The 16,037-nt window shown below is 60.5% G+C and carries 16 protein-coding genes and 3 tRNA genes; 2 read left to right on the top strand and 17 right to left on the bottom strand.

The features are described from left to right. Window positions 1–5 precede the first annotated feature (5 nt). The 16 genes from AB5Y48_RS02395 to ruvA all read right to left on the bottom strand — a co-directional run bounded on the left by AB5Y48_RS02395 (window position 6) and on the right by ruvA (window position 11,645). Window positions 6–81: transfer RNA gene (locus tag AB5Y48_RS02395), tRNA-Lys, on the bottom strand. Window positions 82–125: 44 nt separating this feature from the next. After that, window positions 126–201: transfer RNA gene (locus tag AB5Y48_RS02400), tRNA-Val, on the bottom strand. A gap of 17 nt (window positions 202–218) precedes the next feature. Next, a tRNA-Lys gene (locus tag AB5Y48_RS02405) sits at window positions 219–294 on the bottom strand. Between the two features lie 175 nt (window positions 295–469). After that, on the bottom strand, window positions 470–1,258 hold the full coding sequence (ybgF, locus tag AB5Y48_RS02410; protein ID WP_050666737.1) for a tol-pal system protein YbgF: 789 nt from the start codon (window positions 1,256–1,258) through the stop codon (window positions 470–472). An 11-nt stretch (window positions 1,259–1,269) separates the two neighbouring features. Continuing rightward, on the bottom strand, window positions 1,270–1,791 hold the full coding sequence (pal, locus tag AB5Y48_RS02415) for a peptidoglycan-associated lipoprotein Pal (RefSeq protein WP_050666736.1): 522 nt from the start codon (window positions 1,789–1,791) through the stop codon (window positions 1,270–1,272). Between the two features lie 46 nt (window positions 1,792–1,837). Then, entirely contained in the window at window positions 1,838–3,157 is a 1,320-nt protein-coding gene (gene tolB / locus AB5Y48_RS02420; RefSeq protein WP_060587155.1) for a Tol-Pal system beta propeller repeat protein TolB, read from the bottom strand. A 70-nt stretch (window positions 3,158–3,227) separates the two neighbouring features. After that, complete coding sequence (tolA, locus tag AB5Y48_RS02425) at window positions 3,228–4,316, bottom strand: cell envelope integrity protein TolA (protein ID WP_136614092.1); 1,089 nt, start codon at window positions 4,314–4,316, stop codon at window positions 3,228–3,230. Between the two features lie 11 nt (window positions 4,317–4,327). Then, window positions 4,328–4,774, bottom strand: coding sequence for a protein TolR (tolR, locus tag AB5Y48_RS02430; protein ID WP_050666733.1), 447 nt, complete (start codon window positions 4,772–4,774; stop codon window positions 4,328–4,330). Further along, entirely contained in the window at window positions 4,774–5,463 is a 690-nt protein-coding gene (gene tolQ / locus AB5Y48_RS02435) for a protein TolQ (protein WP_050666732.1), read from the bottom strand. Before tolQ ends, tolR begins: the two co-directional genes overlap by 1 nt. After that, complete coding sequence (gene ybgC, locus AB5Y48_RS02440; RefSeq protein WP_060587158.1) at window positions 5,464–5,859, bottom strand: tol-pal system-associated acyl-CoA thioesterase; 396 nt, start codon at window positions 5,857–5,859, stop codon at window positions 5,464–5,466. It abuts the gene before it with no gap. Between the two features lie 96 nt (window positions 5,860–5,955). Beyond that, the gene (locus AB5Y48_RS02445; protein ID WP_368163677.1) at window positions 5,956–6,264 is read right to left on the bottom strand and encodes a cyd operon YbgE family protein; all 309 of its coding nucleotides are present in this window, start codon (window positions 6,262–6,264) and stop codon (window positions 5,956–5,958) included. Beyond that, window positions 6,257–6,367 carry a cytochrome bd-I oxidase subunit CydX gene (gene cydX / locus AB5Y48_RS02450; RefSeq protein WP_005352460.1) on the bottom strand — a complete coding sequence of 37 codons (111 nt, stop codon included), beginning with the start codon at window positions 6,365–6,367 and terminating at the stop codon, window positions 6,257–6,259. Before cydX ends, AB5Y48_RS02445 begins: the two co-directional genes overlap by 8 nt. A gap of 15 nt (window positions 6,368–6,382) precedes the next feature. Then, entirely contained in the window at window positions 6,383–7,519 is a 1,137-nt protein-coding gene (cydB, locus tag AB5Y48_RS02455) for a cytochrome d ubiquinol oxidase subunit II (protein ID WP_136614093.1), read from the bottom strand. Window positions 7,520–7,531: 12 nt separating this feature from the next. Further along, entirely contained in the window at window positions 7,532–9,088 is a 1,557-nt protein-coding gene (locus tag AB5Y48_RS02460) for a cytochrome ubiquinol oxidase subunit I (protein ID WP_060587160.1), read from the bottom strand. 917 nt (window positions 9,089–10,005) lie between these two features. Beyond that, the gene (gene ruvB, locus AB5Y48_RS02465) at window positions 10,006–11,019 is read right to left on the bottom strand and encodes a Holliday junction branch migration DNA helicase RuvB (protein WP_368163678.1); all 1,014 of its coding nucleotides are present in this window, start codon (window positions 11,017–11,019) and stop codon (window positions 10,006–10,008) included. An 11-nt stretch (window positions 11,020–11,030) separates the two neighbouring features. Further along, complete coding sequence (ruvA, locus tag AB5Y48_RS02470) at window positions 11,031–11,645, bottom strand: Holliday junction branch migration protein RuvA (RefSeq protein WP_050666727.1); 615 nt, start codon at window positions 11,643–11,645, stop codon at window positions 11,031–11,033. A gap of 137 nt (window positions 11,646–11,782) precedes the next feature. On the opposite strand from ruvA, the gene AB5Y48_RS02475 reads away from it, so the two are divergent. Together AB5Y48_RS02475 and AB5Y48_RS02480 are read left to right on the top strand one after the other, a co-directional pair. After that, window positions 11,783–12,220 (top strand): globin domain-containing protein, encoded by a 438-nt coding sequence (locus AB5Y48_RS02475; RefSeq protein WP_224162907.1) that lies wholly within the window; start codon window positions 11,783–11,785, stop codon window positions 12,218–12,220. A 100-nt stretch (window positions 12,221–12,320) separates the two neighbouring features. After that, the gene (locus AB5Y48_RS02480; RefSeq protein WP_368163679.1) at window positions 12,321–14,045 is read left to right on the top strand and encodes a proline--tRNA ligase; all 1,725 of its coding nucleotides are present in this window, start codon (window positions 12,321–12,323) and stop codon (window positions 14,043–14,045) included. A gap of 53 nt (window positions 14,046–14,098) precedes the next feature. Here the strand turns inward: AB5Y48_RS02480 and AB5Y48_RS02485 are convergent, their stop codons facing one another. Beyond that, a complete protein-coding gene (locus tag AB5Y48_RS02485; protein WP_368163680.1) occupies window positions 14,099–15,997 on the bottom strand; it encodes a glycoside hydrolase family 19 protein in 1,899 nt (632 codons plus the stop codon). Window positions 15,998–16,037 lie beyond the last annotated feature (40 nt).

Genomic DNA, 16,037 nt, shown 5'->3' on the forward strand with positions numbered 1-16,037 from the left:
ATTCGTGGTGGGTCGTGTAGGGCTCGAACCTACGACCAATTGATTAAGAGTCAACTGCTCTACCAACTGAGCTAACGACCCACGAAATCTTTTTTTTGCCCCGCCTTGGCCGGACATCTTCAATCTGGTGGTCGCTACTGGGCTCGAACCAGTGACCCCCTCCTTGTAAGGGAGGTGCTCTCCCAGCTGAGCTAAGCGACCTGGGATACTGCTTTAAGTGGTGGGTCGTGCAGGATTCGAACCTGCGACCAATTGATTAAAAGTCAACTGCTCTACCGACTGAGCTAACGACCCACTCATCAGCTGTCGCTACCGGTTCAATCCAGCGGCGCCAACGGCGGCTTATATTACGGATTTAATTCTCTGACGCAACAGAAAAATCGTGATTTAAATCCGTTTGCTCGCGGCGCGTACAATTTGGTGCAAAATTAACACACTCGTCACGCCGCTTGCGTTTTTTATCGACAAATCAGAGCTTTGAGAGGCTCTGTTGAGCCAGTTGCGCCGCAGAGGTGTTGGGATAGCCCTTGATCACCTGCTCATAGAAGCTCTTGGCATCCGCCTTCTTGCCCTCGAGTTGCGACAGCATGCCCAGCTTGAGCAGGGCATCGGCCCGCTTCGGCGACTTGGGATACTTGCTCACCAGGGTCTGGAACTGCTCCTTGGCGCCCGCACGATCCCCCTTGTTGAAGAGCAACTGCCCCAGCCAGTAGTGGGCATTGGGTGCGTAGGAGGAGTTGGGGTACTGCTTGATAAATCCCTGGAACGCCGGGATGGCCTTGTCGTAGTTCTTCTCTTTGAGCACCAGATTGACCGCGGCATCATAGGCCTGGTTCTCATCCTGATTGCTGGAGTAGTTGGCACTCGCCGCCGGTGCTGCCGGGTTGGCCGCAGGAGCCGGTGTGGCCGCCTGTTGGCTATTGACCTTGTCGAGCTCCTGATAGAGCTGACGCTGGCGCTGCTCGGACTGCTCCATCTGGTAGCCTTGCTGCTCCAGCTGACCGCGCAGAGAGTCGACCTCCTGCTGCAGGGAGTCCACCTGCTGCTGCAGATCGGCCTGAACCCGTAGACGGGCGTTGAGGGTGCGCTCGAGCAAGGCGACCCGATCCTCCAGACTACCGGTGGGGACGATGGCGCCGTTGTTGCCGCTCAGGGTAACGGCTCCGCCCCCCAGCTCGCTGACCGGTGCGGCGGCCATGGCCTGGAACTGAAATAAAAGGGCGGCCGTGATGGCCGCCGTCTTAAACACACACTTCATCCGTCAAAACCTTAGTAGACCAGGACCGCGCGGCGGTTCTTGGCATAGGCATCCTCGGAGTGGCCCGGATCCAGCGGCTTCTCTTCGCCGTAGGAGACGATGGAGAGCTGGTCAGCCTGCACACCCAGGGTTTGCATGTACTTGGCAACGGCTTTGGCACGACGCTCGCCCAGGGCGATGTTGTACTCGGGGGTGCCGCGCTCGTCGGTGTGGCCTTCGATCAGAACCTTAACGGCCGGGTTTTCACGCAGATAGCTGGAGTGGGTGTCCAGCAGGTCGGCGTACTGGCCCTGGATCTCGTTGCTGTCGAAGCCGAAGTAGATGGTGTTGTCACGCTGCAGGGCTTCCATACGCTGACGCATCTGCTCTTCCGGGGAGAGCATACCGTCGGCACCACCGGTCATGACGCCACCGTTGGCGCCCATGCCGGACTCGGCGCCGGAGGCGTCGGAGTCGGAAGTGGAGCTACAGGCCGCCAGGGTGAACAGCGGCAGAGCGATAGCCAGGCCCTTGAGCAGTTTGTTGAGTTGCATGCTAATTCCTTAAACCTTTGTTACAAAACAAAAAAGGACACATTTATTAGTTTAGAAAGGGAGACCATGCCGGAGCACGGACTTCACCAGTGCTGGTGGGCAGCACTGCTCTGAAGCGGCCATCTGTGGACACCAGTGCCAGGCTCTTTTTGCCCTGGTAGACGGTGGTGTAGATGATCATGCTACCGTTGGGCGCCACGCTGGGTGACTCGTCCAACGCACTCTGGGAGAGGACCATCAGACCGCCACTCTCGAGATCCTGACGGGCGATCCGGTACTGACCCTGAATCCGGGTCACCATCACCATGGACTTGCCGTCCGGGGTAATGGAAGAACCCTGATTAGACTCACCCTCCCAGGTCATTCGGCGAGTCATTCCAGACGCCAAATTTACGCTATAAATCTGGGGTTTGCCACCACGTTCTGAGGTGAAGATCAGGGTCTGGGAATCGAGCCAGGCCGGCTCGGTATCGATGGAGCGGCTGTCGGTCACGCGGCGCAATTGCTTGCTCGCCACGTCGATGATGTAGATGTCCGGCTGGCCATCCTTGGAGAGCACCACGGCCAGTCGGCTGCCATCCGGAGACCACTTGGGCGCCCCGTTGATCCCGCGGAAACTGGTCAGCAGAGAACGCTGCTGAGTGTAGATATCCTGGATGTAGATCTCGGGACGCTGGTTCTCGAAGCTGACATAGGCGAGCTTGCTGCCATCGGGTGACCAGGAGGGGGACATCAGGGGCTCACGGGAGCGCAGCAGAGTCTTCTCGTTGTAGCCGTCATAGTCGGAGATACGCAACTGATAGGGGTACTGGGTGCCGCGCTCGATGGCCACATAGGCCAGACGAGTCAGGAAGGCACCACGTTCACCGGTCAGGCGCTCGTAGACGATGTCGGAGATGCGGTGGGCAAACTGGCGCAGCTGGGCGGCCGGCACGGTCGCGGTGCGGCTGTCGAGCACATAGCCATTGGCATCGCCCCCCATGGCCTTGAGGGCCTGCCCCTTGAGCACATCGACCAGCTCGAAGCGGATCTGGTAACCACCACCGGCCGGCTCGATAGCGCCGACGACGACCGCCTCCACCCCTTGTGACGCCCAGGGGCCGAAGTTGATCTCGGCACTGGAGGTGGGAGACTGGGGCATCTGCTGACGGGTCAGGGGCTTGAACTTGCCGCTGCGCAGCAGATCCGAGGAGATGATCTCCGCCAGATCCTGGGGCAGTTGACCCTCACCGGTCCACTTAAAGGGCGCCACCGCCACCGGGCGAGCGCTATCGATCCCCCCCGTCAACACCAGCTCCAGCGCCGCACGGGCGGGAGAGGCGAGCAGGAAGGCACTCACGAACAATAAAACCAGCCGTTTCAACATTGCGTGTTCAACTCCATTTGGAGGTTAGAAAAACAACCACTCTACCAGGGGAGCACAGGCTCCCCCCTTATCAGCCGCCGAACGGATCGACCAGCAGTTTGATATCCTTCATTCGGGCGAAAGCCGCTGGATCCTTGGGCACGGGCACCTTGCCCGCCTTCAGGGCCGCCGCCTTGGCCGCCCGGCAGACCCCGGGGTCACCCCCGGCAATATCCGCCGATATGATAAAGCCATCTGGAGCCAATTTCAGGGCCAGGTTACAGGTTTTCCCCTTCATGGTCTGATCGATCAGCATGTAGCGTCGAATCGTGTCTACCACCATGGCGCCATATTGGTTAACCTCACCGGCAACCTGCCCCGAACGAGCCTGCTCACGGGCATTCGCTTCCGCCTCCAGCCCCTGCTGCATCTGGGCTTCCAGCTCGGCCTGCAGGCGCGCCTCTTCCGCCTTGCGCTTGCGCTCGGCATCGGCTTTGGCCTTCTTGGCTGCCGCTTCCTTGGCCTTCTTCTCGGCCTCTGCCTTGGCTTTCTTCTCGGCCTCTGCCTTGGCTTTCTTCTCGGCCTCCGCCTTGGCTTTCTTCTCGGCCTCCGCCTTGGCCTTCTTCTCAGCCTCCGCCTTGGCCTTCTTCTCGGCCTCCGCCTTGGCTTTCTTGTCAGCCTCGGCCTTCTTCTCGGCCTCCAGTTTCTTGCGCTCTTCCTCTTCTTTCTTTTTCTTGAGGGCCAGCGCCTTGGCCTCTTCTGCCTTGCGTGCCTCCTCGACCTTGCGCGCCTCCTCGGCGGCCTTGGCCTTCTCTTCGGCACGCTTCTGCTCGGCGATCTTCATCTGCTTCTCGGCCTCGGCCTTGCGCTCGGCCACCTCGGCCACCTTGCGCTGCTGCTCTGCCTCCAGCTTGCGCTGCTGCTCCTCGATCGCCTCACGGCGGGCGCGCTCGGCGTCCTCTTTTTCCTTCTTCACCGCCTGCTGCTTGGCCTGCTTCTGCTGGATCTGCTCGGCCTGCTGGTTGAGGAAGTTGTCGTCGAGCATGACCGCCTGGACTATCTGTCCCGAAGCCGCCGGCCGCTTGGGCTTGCTAAAGTCGAGCCCGACCAGCAACACGATGCCGATGATGAGGTGCAGCAGAAGCGACGCAATGACGTAACTCGATAATCCGCGCTTCACATCCCACTCCCTTAGTTGGGTGACTCGGTCATCAGACCAACCTGGGGCACCCCGGCCTTCTTCAGGGCCACCATCAGCAGGATCACCTCTTCGTAGCGAACAGACTTGTCTCCAGCCACCACCACGGGAGCCCCCTGATTGATGGCGAGATAGCCCATCGCCTTCTCGGTGATGTACTGCTCCATGGCCCCCTTGTCACCGGGTGGCACTGGCTCGGAATCGGCCTCGCCGGCCTTGATGCTGTACTCCCCTTCCGCCGTCACGCTGACGATGAAGGGGGGCTTGGCATCTTCCGGCAGCTGTTCGGATTCGGCCTGGGGCAGGTCTACCTTCACCCCTTGGGTGATCACCGGAGTCACCGCCATGAAGATGATGAGTAGCACCAACATGACGTCGATATAGGGCACCACGTTGATCTCGGCCACCTTCTTGCGCCGGATCCGTTGATAGGTCTGCATTAGCGCTCACCCTGCTGCTGTGCAATCTGGCGGTTCAGTATGGTGGTGAACTCGTCCATAAAGTTGACGTAGGCGTTCTCCAGCTTCTCCACCTTGTTGGAGAAGCGGTTATACCCCACCACGGCCGGGATGGCCGCGAACAGACCGATAGCGGTGGCGATCAACGCCTCGGCGATACCCGGCGCCACCATCTGCAGGGTGGCCTGCTGCACCTGACCCAGGGCGATAAAGGCGTTCATGATGCCCCATACGGTACCAAACAGGCCGATGTAGGGGCTGATGGAGCCGATGGTGGCGAGCACCGGCAGGTTGGACTCGAGATCGTCCACCGCGCGGGAGAGAGAGACACGCATGGCACGATAGGTGCCGTCCATCACGGCCTCCTGGCTACGGGCACCGGCCTTGAGCAGGCGGGCATACTCCTTGAAGCCGGAGTAGAAGATGTCTTCCATCCCCTCGATGTCATCACGGCGGGAGGAGGACTCCTGATAGAGACGGTTGAGATCGACACCGGACCAGAAGCGATCCTCGAACTGCTCCGAGGCGGCCTGGGCCGCCTTGATCACCTTGGTGCGCTGGATGATCAGCGCCCACGAGGTCACCGACATTCCCATCAGGGTCAGCATCACCAGCTTTACCAGCAGGCTGGCCTGCCAAAAGAGCCCAATAAACGAAATTTCAGCGTGCACTTACAGCACTCCCTTTACATGTTCAGGTATGGCTACGGGTTTCATTTGCGGCATGGAAACACAGGCAATTTGTACCTGGGACCGGGTAATCAGTCGTCCATCACCGGCAAAAATCTCTTGCTCAAAGCGCATGGAGGCCCGCTTGCACTCGGCAAGCCGGGTCACCACCGAGAGCAGCTCGTTGAAACGAGCCGCAGAGCGAAAATCGATCTCGGTACGGGTGACCACGAAGGCGATCCCTTCCGCCAACAGGGCATCCTGTTCGATGCCACGCACGCGCAGATACTCGGTGCGCGCACGCTCCATGAATTTAAGGTAGTTAGCGTTATAGACGATGCCGCCGGCGTCCGTGTCTTCGTAGTAGACGCGCACCGGAAACACGAAAGAATCGGCCATGGGATCTGTGATCCATACGACAATAAGATGGGCGCCTATGATAGCTCAGCCCTGAACAGGAAAGAAACGGGGGGAAGCCCTGCTCCCCCCCGTTTTTTATGCAATAAAGTATGTCCGTGTTAGCCAGAGTCCCCACAGGATGAGAGGCCAGGCAAGCCAGGGGCAAAGCAGCAGCCTTGCCACGACCGAGCGGGGATGAAACCCCATACCGTTGATAAAACCGGCACACACGGCCCACATCAGCAGCGGTGCCACCCAGCGGCCGAGGCCACTGGTGTTGGCCGCCACCAGATGGGAAGCCTGCAGTATGGCGACCGCCAGCAGAACGGCGGCCACCAACAGCAGCCCCTGCCACGGCTGGCGCCACAGGGGAGCGTAGAGCCGGGCAAGGAGGGCGTTACTCATCGATCGTGCGATCCATGTTCTCGGTATGCTCCAGCCAGAGGGCGTTGATGATGCCAAAGGCACACGCCAGCAGGAGACCCAGGATCCAGGTGAAATACCACATAGTGTTGCTCTCCTATCAATACAGCGAGTGCTGGTTCTCTTCCACGTGCTTGGTGCTGACGCGACCAAACATCTTGATGTAGGTCCAGATGGTGTAGCTCAGCACGATAGGCACGAACACCGCCGCCACCACCGTCATCACCTTGAGGGTGTTGAACGAAGAGGTCGCATCCCACATGGTCAGGCTGTGGCTCGGCTCGAGGCTGGAGGGCATCACAAACGGGAACAGGGAGAAACCTGCGGTCAGTATGATGCCGGCGATCGCCAGGGAAGAGCAGAGGAAGGCCACCCATCCCTTGTTCAACTTGGCAAACAGGGCGGTCAGCAGGCTCATGGCCAGACCCAAGGCCGGAGCGGCCATCATCCAGGGGTAGAGATCATAGTTCTTCATCCAGGCACCGGCTTCCAGCACCACCTCTTTGTTGAGGGGGTTGGCCACCGCGTTGCCGCCGGCAGAGCTAACCAGCACGTAACCATCCATGCCGCTCACCCAGAGTCCACCGATGGCAAACAGCACCAGGGTCACCAGAGAGCAGAGCATGGCGGCACTGCGGGAGCGAGCCAGCACTTCACCCTCGGTCTTCATCATCAGCCAGGTGGCACCCTGGGTCACGATCATGAAGAGGCTCACCAGACCGGCCAGCAGGCCCAGCGGGTTGAGCAGACCGAAGAAGTTGCCGGTGTAGGTCACCATCAGGTACTGGTTGAAGCTGAACGGTACACCCTGCAGCAGGTTACCGAAGGCGACCCCGAATACGATGGGCGGTACGGCGCTGCCGATAAACAGGCACCAGTCCCAGGTGCTACGCCACTTGGGATCGGTCTGCAGGGAGCGGTACTTGAAGCCGACCGGACGGAAGAAGAGCGCCATCAGGGTCAGGATCATGGCCACATAGAAGCCGGAGAAGGCGGCCGCATAGACATAGGGCCAGGCGGCAAAGAGGGCACCGCCGGCAGTCACCAGCCACACCTGGTTCCCCTCCCAGTGAGGGCCCATGGTGTTGAGCATGACGCGGCGCTCCACGTCCTTCTTGCCGACGAAGGGGAGCAGGCTACCCACCCCCATGTCGAAACCGTCCGTAATGGCAAAGCCGATCAGCAGCACGCCGACCAGAACCCACCAGATGACGCGCAAAACTTCGTAATCAAACATGAGTGGCTCTCCTTATGCCTTGAGCTGCTCGAAGTGGTACTTGCCGGTCTTGAGGCTACTCGGGCCGAGACGGGCATACTTGAACATCAAGTACATCTCGATGACCAACAGCACGCTATAGAAGAGGCAGATGCCGATCAGGGAGAACCAGATCTCGGAGGCCGGCACATTGGAGGCGGACATAAAGGTCGGCAGCACATCGGAGATGGTCCAGGGCTGACGGCCATACTCAGCCACGAACCAGCCACACTCGATGGCGATCCAGGGCAGCGGGATCCCCCACAGCAGAGCCTTGAGCAGCCACCTGCGCTTGCCGATCTGATGGCGGGCGCTGTCATAGAAGGCCACGGCGATCAGTGCCAGCATCAGGAAGCCACAAGCAACCATGATGCGGAAGGTGAAGAAGAGCGGCAGCACATTCGGGATGGAGTCATCCACGGCGGCCTTGACCTGCTCGTCGGTCGCATCGGTCACCTTGTCGGTGTAGCGCTTGAGCAACAGACCGTAGCCGAGATCCTGTTTCACCTCGTCGAAGCGGGCACGGGTCTCCTCGGACTTGTCGCCCGACTGCAGCTGGGTCAGCAGATCATAGGCGACCATGCCGTTACGCACGCGCAGTTCGTGCTCACTCTTGAGATCCTTGATGCCGGTCACCTGCTCGTCGAGGGAGCGGGTGGCGATGATACCGAGGGCGTAAGGGATCTTGATGGCGTAATCGGTGCGCATCTCTTCCTGGTTCGGAATGCCGAACAGGGTGAAGGAGGCCGGGGCCGGGTGGGTATCCCACTCCGCCTCGATGGCCGCCAGTTTGACCCGCTGCACCTCACCGGTCTCGTAGCCGGATTCGTCACCCAGCACGATAACGGAGAGGATGGAGGCCATGCCGAAGGCGGCGGCGATGGCGAAGGAGCGGCGGGCAAATGCCACATCACGGTTCTTCAGCAGGTAGTAAGAGGAGATCCCCAGCACGAACATGGCCCCCGTGGTGTAACCGGCGGCCACGGTGTGCACGAACTTCACCTGGGCGACGGGGTTGAACACCACGTCGGCGAAGCTCGCCATCTCCATACGCATGCTTTCAAAGTTGAACTCGGCCCCCACCGGGTTCTGCATCCAGCCATTGGCGACCAGGATCCAGAGGGCGGAGAGGTTGGTCCCGAGCGCCATCAGCCAGGTGGCTGCCAGGTGCTGGGTCTTGCTCAGACGATCCCAACCGAAGAAGAACATGCCGACGAAAGTGGATTCGAGGAAGAAGGCCATCAGCCCCTCGATCGCCAGCGGCGCCCCGAAGATGTCCCCCACATAGTGGGAGTAATAGGCCCAGTTGGTACCGAACTGGAACTCCATGGTCAGGCCGGTGGTGACACCGAGGGCGAAGTTGATACCAAACAACTTGCCCCAGAACTTGGTCATATCCCGGTAGACAGGGTTGTTGGTCATGACATAGACCGATTCCATGATCGCCAGGATGAAGGCCATCCCGAGCGTCAGGGGTACAAACAGGAAGTGATAGAGGGCCGTCGCAGCAAACTGGATCCGCGACAGGTCAACCACATGCTCAGCAATCATGATGTTTCCTCACCGATTATTGGCACGGCTATTGGGAGTAGTTAATGAAAAGCTTCCGATCACCTGGTCCCCTGCACGCCTGGAGTCGCAAAGAAAAACGCCATGCAAAAGACCAACAAGACGTCAAAGCGTTAACCTAACGGCAACAAAAAAGAGAAAAAAAGCTAATGTTTAACATGCGATAAACAACTTTTTTCTCTCAGCAAAGACGCAAAAATACCGCCGTGTTATATCACCTTTATTTGACGGAAATCAATGTGAAGGCGGCGAAGAAACAGCCATGAAAAATACACCTTTCGACCGGGAAAGGCGTTTGAAAAGTGAGCAGCATCACACTTCAACATAAATTCAACATGTTGCTACATAAGGATTTTATTTCATTTCTTCCATTCTGACCCAGCGCCGGTGACAAGCCCTCATAAGAGGGCGTTTTGGCAAATGCCACGCTTTATAATCATGGGGTATAACGAGAGCCACGCCCTTACCAAAATGCATCAGAATGTTGATTCCGTGGATGAATATATGGATTAGTTTTTCTAACTCAACTTCTGCAATTTTTCTAGTTTGCCCGACTCTCGTCTCCTCCCTAAAATTCGCCTCGCAGATTAAGTCCGGCACGGTAGATCCTGGTTGACAGGCCACCTTGCCACCGTTCCATTTCTCCTGTTATGAGTGACGACGAGATGAAAAAGTTTGTTGAGCGCACCCTTCGTTATTACAAGCTTTCCTTTGTTCAGATGTATCAGCTGAACCGCCTGTAAGGTCCCCATGACCCCAGCGCCCGGATCTCCGCCGCGCCTTACTCTGTATGTGAACATCCATCCTGAATTGTCTTGCCCACCGCATCTGCCGTGGGCTTTTTTTTATCAATATAAAAAAACCGCCCCGAGGGGCGGTGTTTGCATCAAGAGGCTGTTTTAGCCATTTTCCGGTCGTTCAAGGCCAAAGTGGAGATAGGCGCGCGGGGTCGCAATCCGCCCTCTTGGCGTACGCTGCAGAAAGCCCTGCTGGATAAGATAGGGTTCCAGCACATCTTCAATGGTGTCCTTCTCCTCACCGATGGCTGCCGCCAGGTTGTCGAGCCCCACGGGGCCACCGAGAAATTTGTCGATCACCGCCAGCAGCAGCTTGCGGTCCATGAAGTCAAAACCCTCGTTGTCCACATCCAGCATGTCCATGGCCCGGGCGGCGATGACGCCGTCTATGGTGCCATCAGACTTGACCTGGGCGAAGTCACGAACCCGGCGCAGCAGCCGGTTGGCAATACGCGGTGTGCCGCGGGAGCGGCGGGCCACCTCGTGGGCGCCATCGGCCCCCATGTCGAGCGCCAGACAACGAGCGCTGCGGGCCACGATATCGGCCAGATCGGTCACGCTGTAAAACTCCAGGCGCTGGACGATGCCGAAACGATCCCTGAGCGGGCTGGTGAGAGAACCGGCCCGGGTAGTGGCCCCGATCAGGGTAAAGGGAGGAAGGTCTAGCTTGATGGAGCGGGCCGCCGGCCCCTCTCCAATCATAATGTCGAGCTGGTAATCCTCCATCGCGGGATAGAGCACCTCCTCCACCACAGGGCTCAGGCGATGGATCTCGTCGATAAAGAGCACATCATTGGGCTCGAGGTTGGTCAGCAGGGCGGCCAGATCGCCGGCCTTCTCCAGCACCGGGCCGGAGGTGGTCTTGATGTTCACCCCCATCTCGTTGGCCACTATGTTGGCCAGCGTGGTCTTGCCAAGACCGGGAGGGCCGAAAATAAGCAGATGGTCGAGGGCCTCGCCGCGCTGGCGAGCCGCCTCGATGAAGATCTCCATCTGCTCGCGCACATGATCCTGCCCCTTGTAGTCCGAGAGCGACTTGGGACGGATGGCGCGATCGATCAGATCCTCGTCGCGGCCGGCGGCAGAGGCTGAGATAAGACGGTCGGCTTCGATCATGGGTTACCTCGTCACACCAGGCTGCGCAGGGCATCGCGGATGATCGCCTCGACCGACATCCCCTCCTTGGCCACCTTGCCCACCACCTGGCTGGCCTGGGCAGGCTTGTAACCGAGCGCCACCAGGGCGCTGGCAGCTTCCTCCACCGCATCCGGCTCACGCAGACCGGAGACCGGCTCGGGCAGCTTGACCGCAGCCGGGGTAAAGAGATCCTGGCTGACCCAGCCCGAGAGGCGGTCTTTGAGCTCGACCACCAGCCGCTCCGCGGTCTTCTTGCCAACGCCGGGCAACTTCACCAGGGTAGAGATATCCTCCTGCTCCACGCACAGGACAAACTGGCTGGCACTCATGCCGGAGAGGATGGCCAGGGCTAACTTGGGGCCGACGCCATTGGCCTTGATCAGCTCGCGAAACAGGGCCCGCTCCTGCTTGTGGTTGAAACCATAGAGCAGTTGCGCATCTTCCCGCACCACGAAGTGGGTGTAGATCAGCGCCTCTTTGCCCAGCTCGGGGAGATCATAGAAGCAGCTCATGGGCATGTGCACCTCATAGCCCACACCGCCCACCTCCAGCACGACCTCGGGGGGTTGTTTCTCAATCACGATGCCACGCAGACGACCTATCACGCTTCCTACCTCAACCGGCGATAAAACTGGCCATAGCATAAAGAATAACTGGATAAGTATCCAGCATATCCCCCCGGGCGAGCCGGCTCGAATGGGATTATGCTTTCTGGTATCTCTCCAGCCGTGAGCACTCCTGCATGTCCTCTCCCCTTGCCTACCCGCCCCTGACCGCCAACGAAATCCGCCTGGTGCAAAATGCCTGGGCCCGGGTGGCCATCGGCCACAGTTATGTTCATGCGGTCTACGATGAACTCTTCATTCTGGCCCCTGAACTGAGGACCCGTTTCACCTCGCCTCCCCATCAACTGCAGTCCAAGCTCCATGACACCCTCAATACGGTGCTCACCAGCCTGGCCGAGCTCGACAGCCTCGCCTTTATCATCCGCGATCTGGGCCACCGCCATCGCAAGTGGCAGGTGGAGCCGGCCCACTTCACTACCCTGGAGGAGGCGATGACCCGGGTGCTGGCACGGCGTCTGGGGGATGAATTTACCCCCGAACTGGCCCGGGCCTGGTCACGGGCCTACTGGGCCATCAGCAATATCATGCTGGAGGGGCTCGCCACGGAGGAGTGACCCATTTATCCCTTGGGCTCCTCCCCTGCTCCCTGTTACTATTTCGCCCTTGAATTTTTCTCTGCGGGCACGGGCCCGCACCATTTGAAGGTCACGAGCGATGCGTACCAGCAACTACCTGCTTTCCACTCTCAAGGAAACCCCGTCCGATGCGGAAGTCATCAGCCACCAGCTGATGCTGCGTGCCGGCATGATCCGTAAACTCGCCTCCGGCATGTACACCTGGCTGCCCACCGGCCTGCGCGTGCTGAAGAAGGTTGAGAATATCGTTCGCGAAGAGATGAACAACGCCGGCGCTATCGAGGTCTCCATGCCGGTGGTGCAACCGGCCGAGCTGTGGCAGGAGTCCGGTCGCTGGGATGCCTACGGCCCCGAGCTGTGCCGCCTGACCGACCGTCACAACCGCCCCTTCGTGCTGGGTCCGACCCACGAAGAGGTGATCACCGCCATGGTGCGTTATGAGGTCAACAGCTACAAGCAGCTGCCCCTGAACCTCTACCAGATCCAGACCAAGTTCCGTGACGAGGTGCGCCCCCGTTTCGGCGTGATGCGCGGCCGCGAATTCCTGATGAAGGATGCCTACTCCTTCCACATCGACAAGCCGAGCCTGGTCGACACCTACGAGAAGATGCACGCCGCCTACTGCGCCGCCTTCACCCGCATGGGCCTGGATTTCCGCCCGGTGCAGGCCGACACCGGCTCCATCGGTGGCACCGGCTCCCACGAGTTCCAGGTGCTGGCCGAGAGCGGTGAAGATCTCATCGCCTTCTCCAACAGCTCCGACTACGCCGCCAACATCGAGATGGCCGAAGCCCTGGCGCCGGCCGGTGAGCGCCCGGCTGCCAGCGCGGCGCTGACCAGGGTGGCCACTCCCGATGTGCACACCATCGATGAGGTCAGCGCCTTCCTGAAGGTCGCTCCCACAGCCATCGCCAAGACCCTGCTGGTGCTGGGCGAAGAGAACGAGCAAGGTGAGCAACCGGTGATCGCCCTGGTGCTGCGCGGCGACCACGAGCTCAACGACGTCAAGGCCGAGAAGCTGGCCGGCGTGGCCAAGCCCATGACCTTCGCCAACGACGAGCAGATCAAGGCCGCCGCCGGTTGTGACGCCGGCTCCATCGGCCCGGTCGGCTTCAAGGGGCGCATCGTGGTCGACCGCAGCGCCGCCCACCTGGCCGACTTCGTCTGCGGGGCCAACGAGACCGGCTTCCACCTGACCGGCGCCAACTGGGATCGCGATGTGGAGGGCTATGAAGTGGCCGATATCCGCAACGTGGTCGAGGGGGATCCCAGCCCCTGCGGTACCGGCACCCTGCTGCTCAAGCGCGGCATCGAAGTGGGCCACATCTTCCAGCTCGGCACCAAGTACTCCGAAGCCATGAAGGCCACTGTCCTCAACGAGGAGGGCAAGTCCGTGGTGATGGAGATGGGTTGCTACGGCATCGGTGTCTCCCGCGTGGTGGCGGCCGCCATCGAGCAGAACAACGACCAGTACGGCATCATCTGGCCGGAGGCGATCGCCCCGTTTGAGGTGGCGGTCATCCCCATGAACATGCACAAGTCCGTGCGCGTCGCCGAACTGGCCGAGCGCTTCTACGGCGAGCTCAAGGCCGCCCGTATCGACGTCTTGTTCGATGATCGCAAAGAGCGTCCGGGGGTCATGTTCGCCGACATGGAGCTTATCGGCATCCCGCACGCCATCGTCATCGGCGAGCGCGGTCTCGACAACGGCGTGGTGGAGTACAAGTGCCGCCGCAGCGGTGAGAAGCAGGAGGTCGCCATCGACGACGTGGTCGCCCTGCTCAAGGCCAAGCTGAGCCGTTAATCCGCTCCGGAAAGAGAAAGCGCGCCCTGCGGCGCGCTTTTTTTATTTTATTATCAATGCTTTATCCAAGCATCCTGCCAGGCAGTTCCCTTTCCGGGTTCATAGGCCCAGGCCGCCCCGGCACACCAGCCCGTATAGGGGTGTGGCTTGCACTCGTAAATGGCGCCATCATTGCTGACCCACTCTCCCGCCTTATAGGGCGTTCCTTCCTTGTAGGCCGGGGCGTCGGGCGGAGTGGTCCCCCCCTCACCCTTCACCAACAAGGCATGGCAGGTCGTGCGGCTGAGGTTACCCTCGTCGGTTACCGTTAACCTGACCTCGAGAGAAGTATCGCTCGCCGGCGTGGGCAGGGTCAGCGCCAGGGTGACCTCATCCAGCGCCGGCGCCGAGGTTCCGGCCGGCAGTGTCCAGGCGTAAGTCAGGGGCTTGCCCTCGGGATCGCTGGAGTGCTGGCCCGAGAGGGTCACAGTGCTTGCGCCCTGCGCCTCGCTCGGTCCCGTGATGGCGGCAACCGGAGGCTGGTTGCTGCCGCCGCCGTTATCTTCGACGACCACCTCGGGGAAGAAGTGCTGCACGCAGCGGGCATAATCCCCCTCCTTGAAGGCGCTGAAGCGGGTCTGGTAACCCACCAGTTTGCAGGCGTAGCTCTTGCCACCATTGGGGTTACCGGCCACATAGCTCCAGTCCTGCTCCCAATAGATGGGCAGGGCTCCTGCGCCCCCGTCGTCGAAGACCTTCATCCCCTTGCAGCCGAGGACCTCGTCGGCCGGTACCGGTACTCCGAAGTAGTTGGCAAACTCCCGGTAGTAGTCGATACGGTTCTGGGACTGGGCATGCTCGCTGCTGCCACCGCACTCCACGCCACCGTTGATGATCTGGGTGGTCACCCCGAAGCCCGGCACCAGCCCGCTCTGGCGGTCGTGCTCATTGGGCTGCCAGGTGCCGTCGATCACATGGAGCATGGAGGGCTTGGGCGGCTGGGGATAGGTGTAGAAGAAGATGGCACTGGCCAGGTTGAGCCAGGTGTCGGCCACCAGATCCGGCCGATCGAGCAGGGTGCGTACCGTGCCATACATGGCCTCGGAGAAGGGGCCATAGTTGTAGTTATAAGAGAGCTGCTTGGCACCACGACCGAAATAGCTCTTGAACTCCCCGTTCTCAAAGGTGCCACAGGGCCACTGCTGTCCCTGCCACACGTCCGGACGGCACTCGGCATTGTAGCCGCCGCGCATGGTCTCGCTCCATCCCATCTCGCGCACATGAACCAGCGCCTGACGCCACTGCGCCTCCGGGCGCCAGCTCTCGTGGCCACCGGTCTCCTGGGCGAAGTGGGCAAACATGGTTGCCAGGGTCTTGCGGCAGATGGCATCGGCATCGCGCCCGTCACTGTAGTCACCGCACAGGGCCGGGAACTTGGCCGCCGCCTGGAGCAGCCCGCGGTAGGTGTACTCGGGGGCGCGCAGGGGGAAGAGGTAGTTAAACTGGCTTTCGCCAAGCAGGCTCTCGACCCGCTTGACGTTACCCGGGTTGTCGGCACGCCCCGGCTGCACCGCCTCGACCACCAGGTTGTCGCGGGTAGCGATAGACGCCTTCACCACGGCCATCTGGGGAAAGTCGGTGAGCGCCTGCTCTCTGGCTGTGAGCTCGGCCGGCGTCATGTAGACCGGCGCCGTCCCGTCGGGCTGAGTCGGTGGTGCGACCGGCTCGCCCCCATCGGGTGGCGTGGCCCCGCCCTCCCCCACCAGGCTCCATGGAGAGTCCCATTCATTGGCCACTTCCATCCCCGGGCTCTGGCCGGGATTGACCCACCACTTGGCCTCGTAGATCTGGCCGTTGTAGCTGACCTGACTCCCTCCTCCATAGGACTTGTTGATGTCATAAGCCTCGGCGGCCCAGAGGTGGCCACTGAGCATCATGCCGGCAAGCAGTAGTGCGATGCGATTCGGTTTCATTGTTATTGATCTCCTGTCATGACGGGAGCCGGCGGGGCAT

Source organism: Aeromonas sp. R6-2 (assembly GCF_040908155.1).
Taxonomy (GTDB): domain Bacteria; phylum Pseudomonadota; class Gammaproteobacteria; order Enterobacterales; family Aeromonadaceae; genus Aeromonas; species Aeromonas schubertii.

What these genes read in the sequence shown, in the direction of transcription:
- pal (WP_050666736.1), bottom strand. Translation starts at nt 1,791, where the DNA reads ATGCAACTCAACAAACTGCTCAAGGGCCTGGCTATCGCTCTGCCGCTG.
- AB5Y48_RS02480 (WP_368163679.1), top strand. Translation starts at nt 12,321, where the DNA reads ATGCGTACCAGCAACTACCTGCTTTCCACTCTCAAGGAAACCCCGTCC.
- AB5Y48_RS02460 (WP_060587160.1), bottom strand. Translation starts at nt 9,088, where the DNA reads ATGATTGCTGAGCATGTGGTTGACCTGTCGCGGATCCAGTTTGCTGCG.
- tolB (WP_060587155.1), bottom strand. Translation starts at nt 3,157, where the DNA reads ATGTTGAAACGGCTGGTTTTATTGTTCGTGAGTGCCTTCCTGCTCGCC.
- ybgC (WP_060587158.1), bottom strand. Translation starts at nt 5,859, where the DNA reads ATGGCCGATTCTTTCGTGTTTCCGGTGCGCGTCTACTACGAAGACACG.
- ybgF (WP_050666737.1), bottom strand. Translation starts at nt 1,258, where the DNA reads ATGAAGTGTGTGTTTAAGACGGCGGCCATCACGGCCGCCCTTTTATTT.
- cydB (WP_136614093.1), bottom strand. Translation starts at nt 7,519, where the DNA reads ATGTTTGATTACGAAGTTTTGCGCGTCATCTGGTGGGTTCTGGTCGGC.
- AB5Y48_RS02485 (WP_368163680.1), bottom strand. Translation starts at nt 15,997, where the DNA reads ATGAAACCGAATCGCATCGCACTACTGCTTGCCGGCATGATGCTCAGT.
- ruvB (WP_368163678.1), bottom strand. Translation starts at nt 11,019, where the DNA reads ATGATCGAAGCCGACCGTCTTATCTCAGCCTCTGCCGCCGGCCGCGAC.
- AB5Y48_RS02445 (WP_368163677.1), bottom strand. Translation starts at nt 6,264, where the DNA reads ATGAGTAACGCCCTCCTTGCCCGGCTCTACGCTCCCCTGTGGCGCCAG.
- cydX (WP_005352460.1), bottom strand. Translation starts at nt 6,367, where the DNA reads ATGTGGTATTTCACCTGGATCCTGGGTCTCCTGCTGGCGTGTGCCTTT.
- AB5Y48_RS02475 (WP_224162907.1), top strand. Translation starts at nt 11,783, where the DNA reads ATGTCCTCTCCCCTTGCCTACCCGCCCCTGACCGCCAACGAAATCCGC.
- tolR (WP_050666733.1), bottom strand. Translation starts at nt 4,774, where the DNA reads ATGCAGACCTATCAACGGATCCGGCGCAAGAAGGTGGCCGAGATCAAC.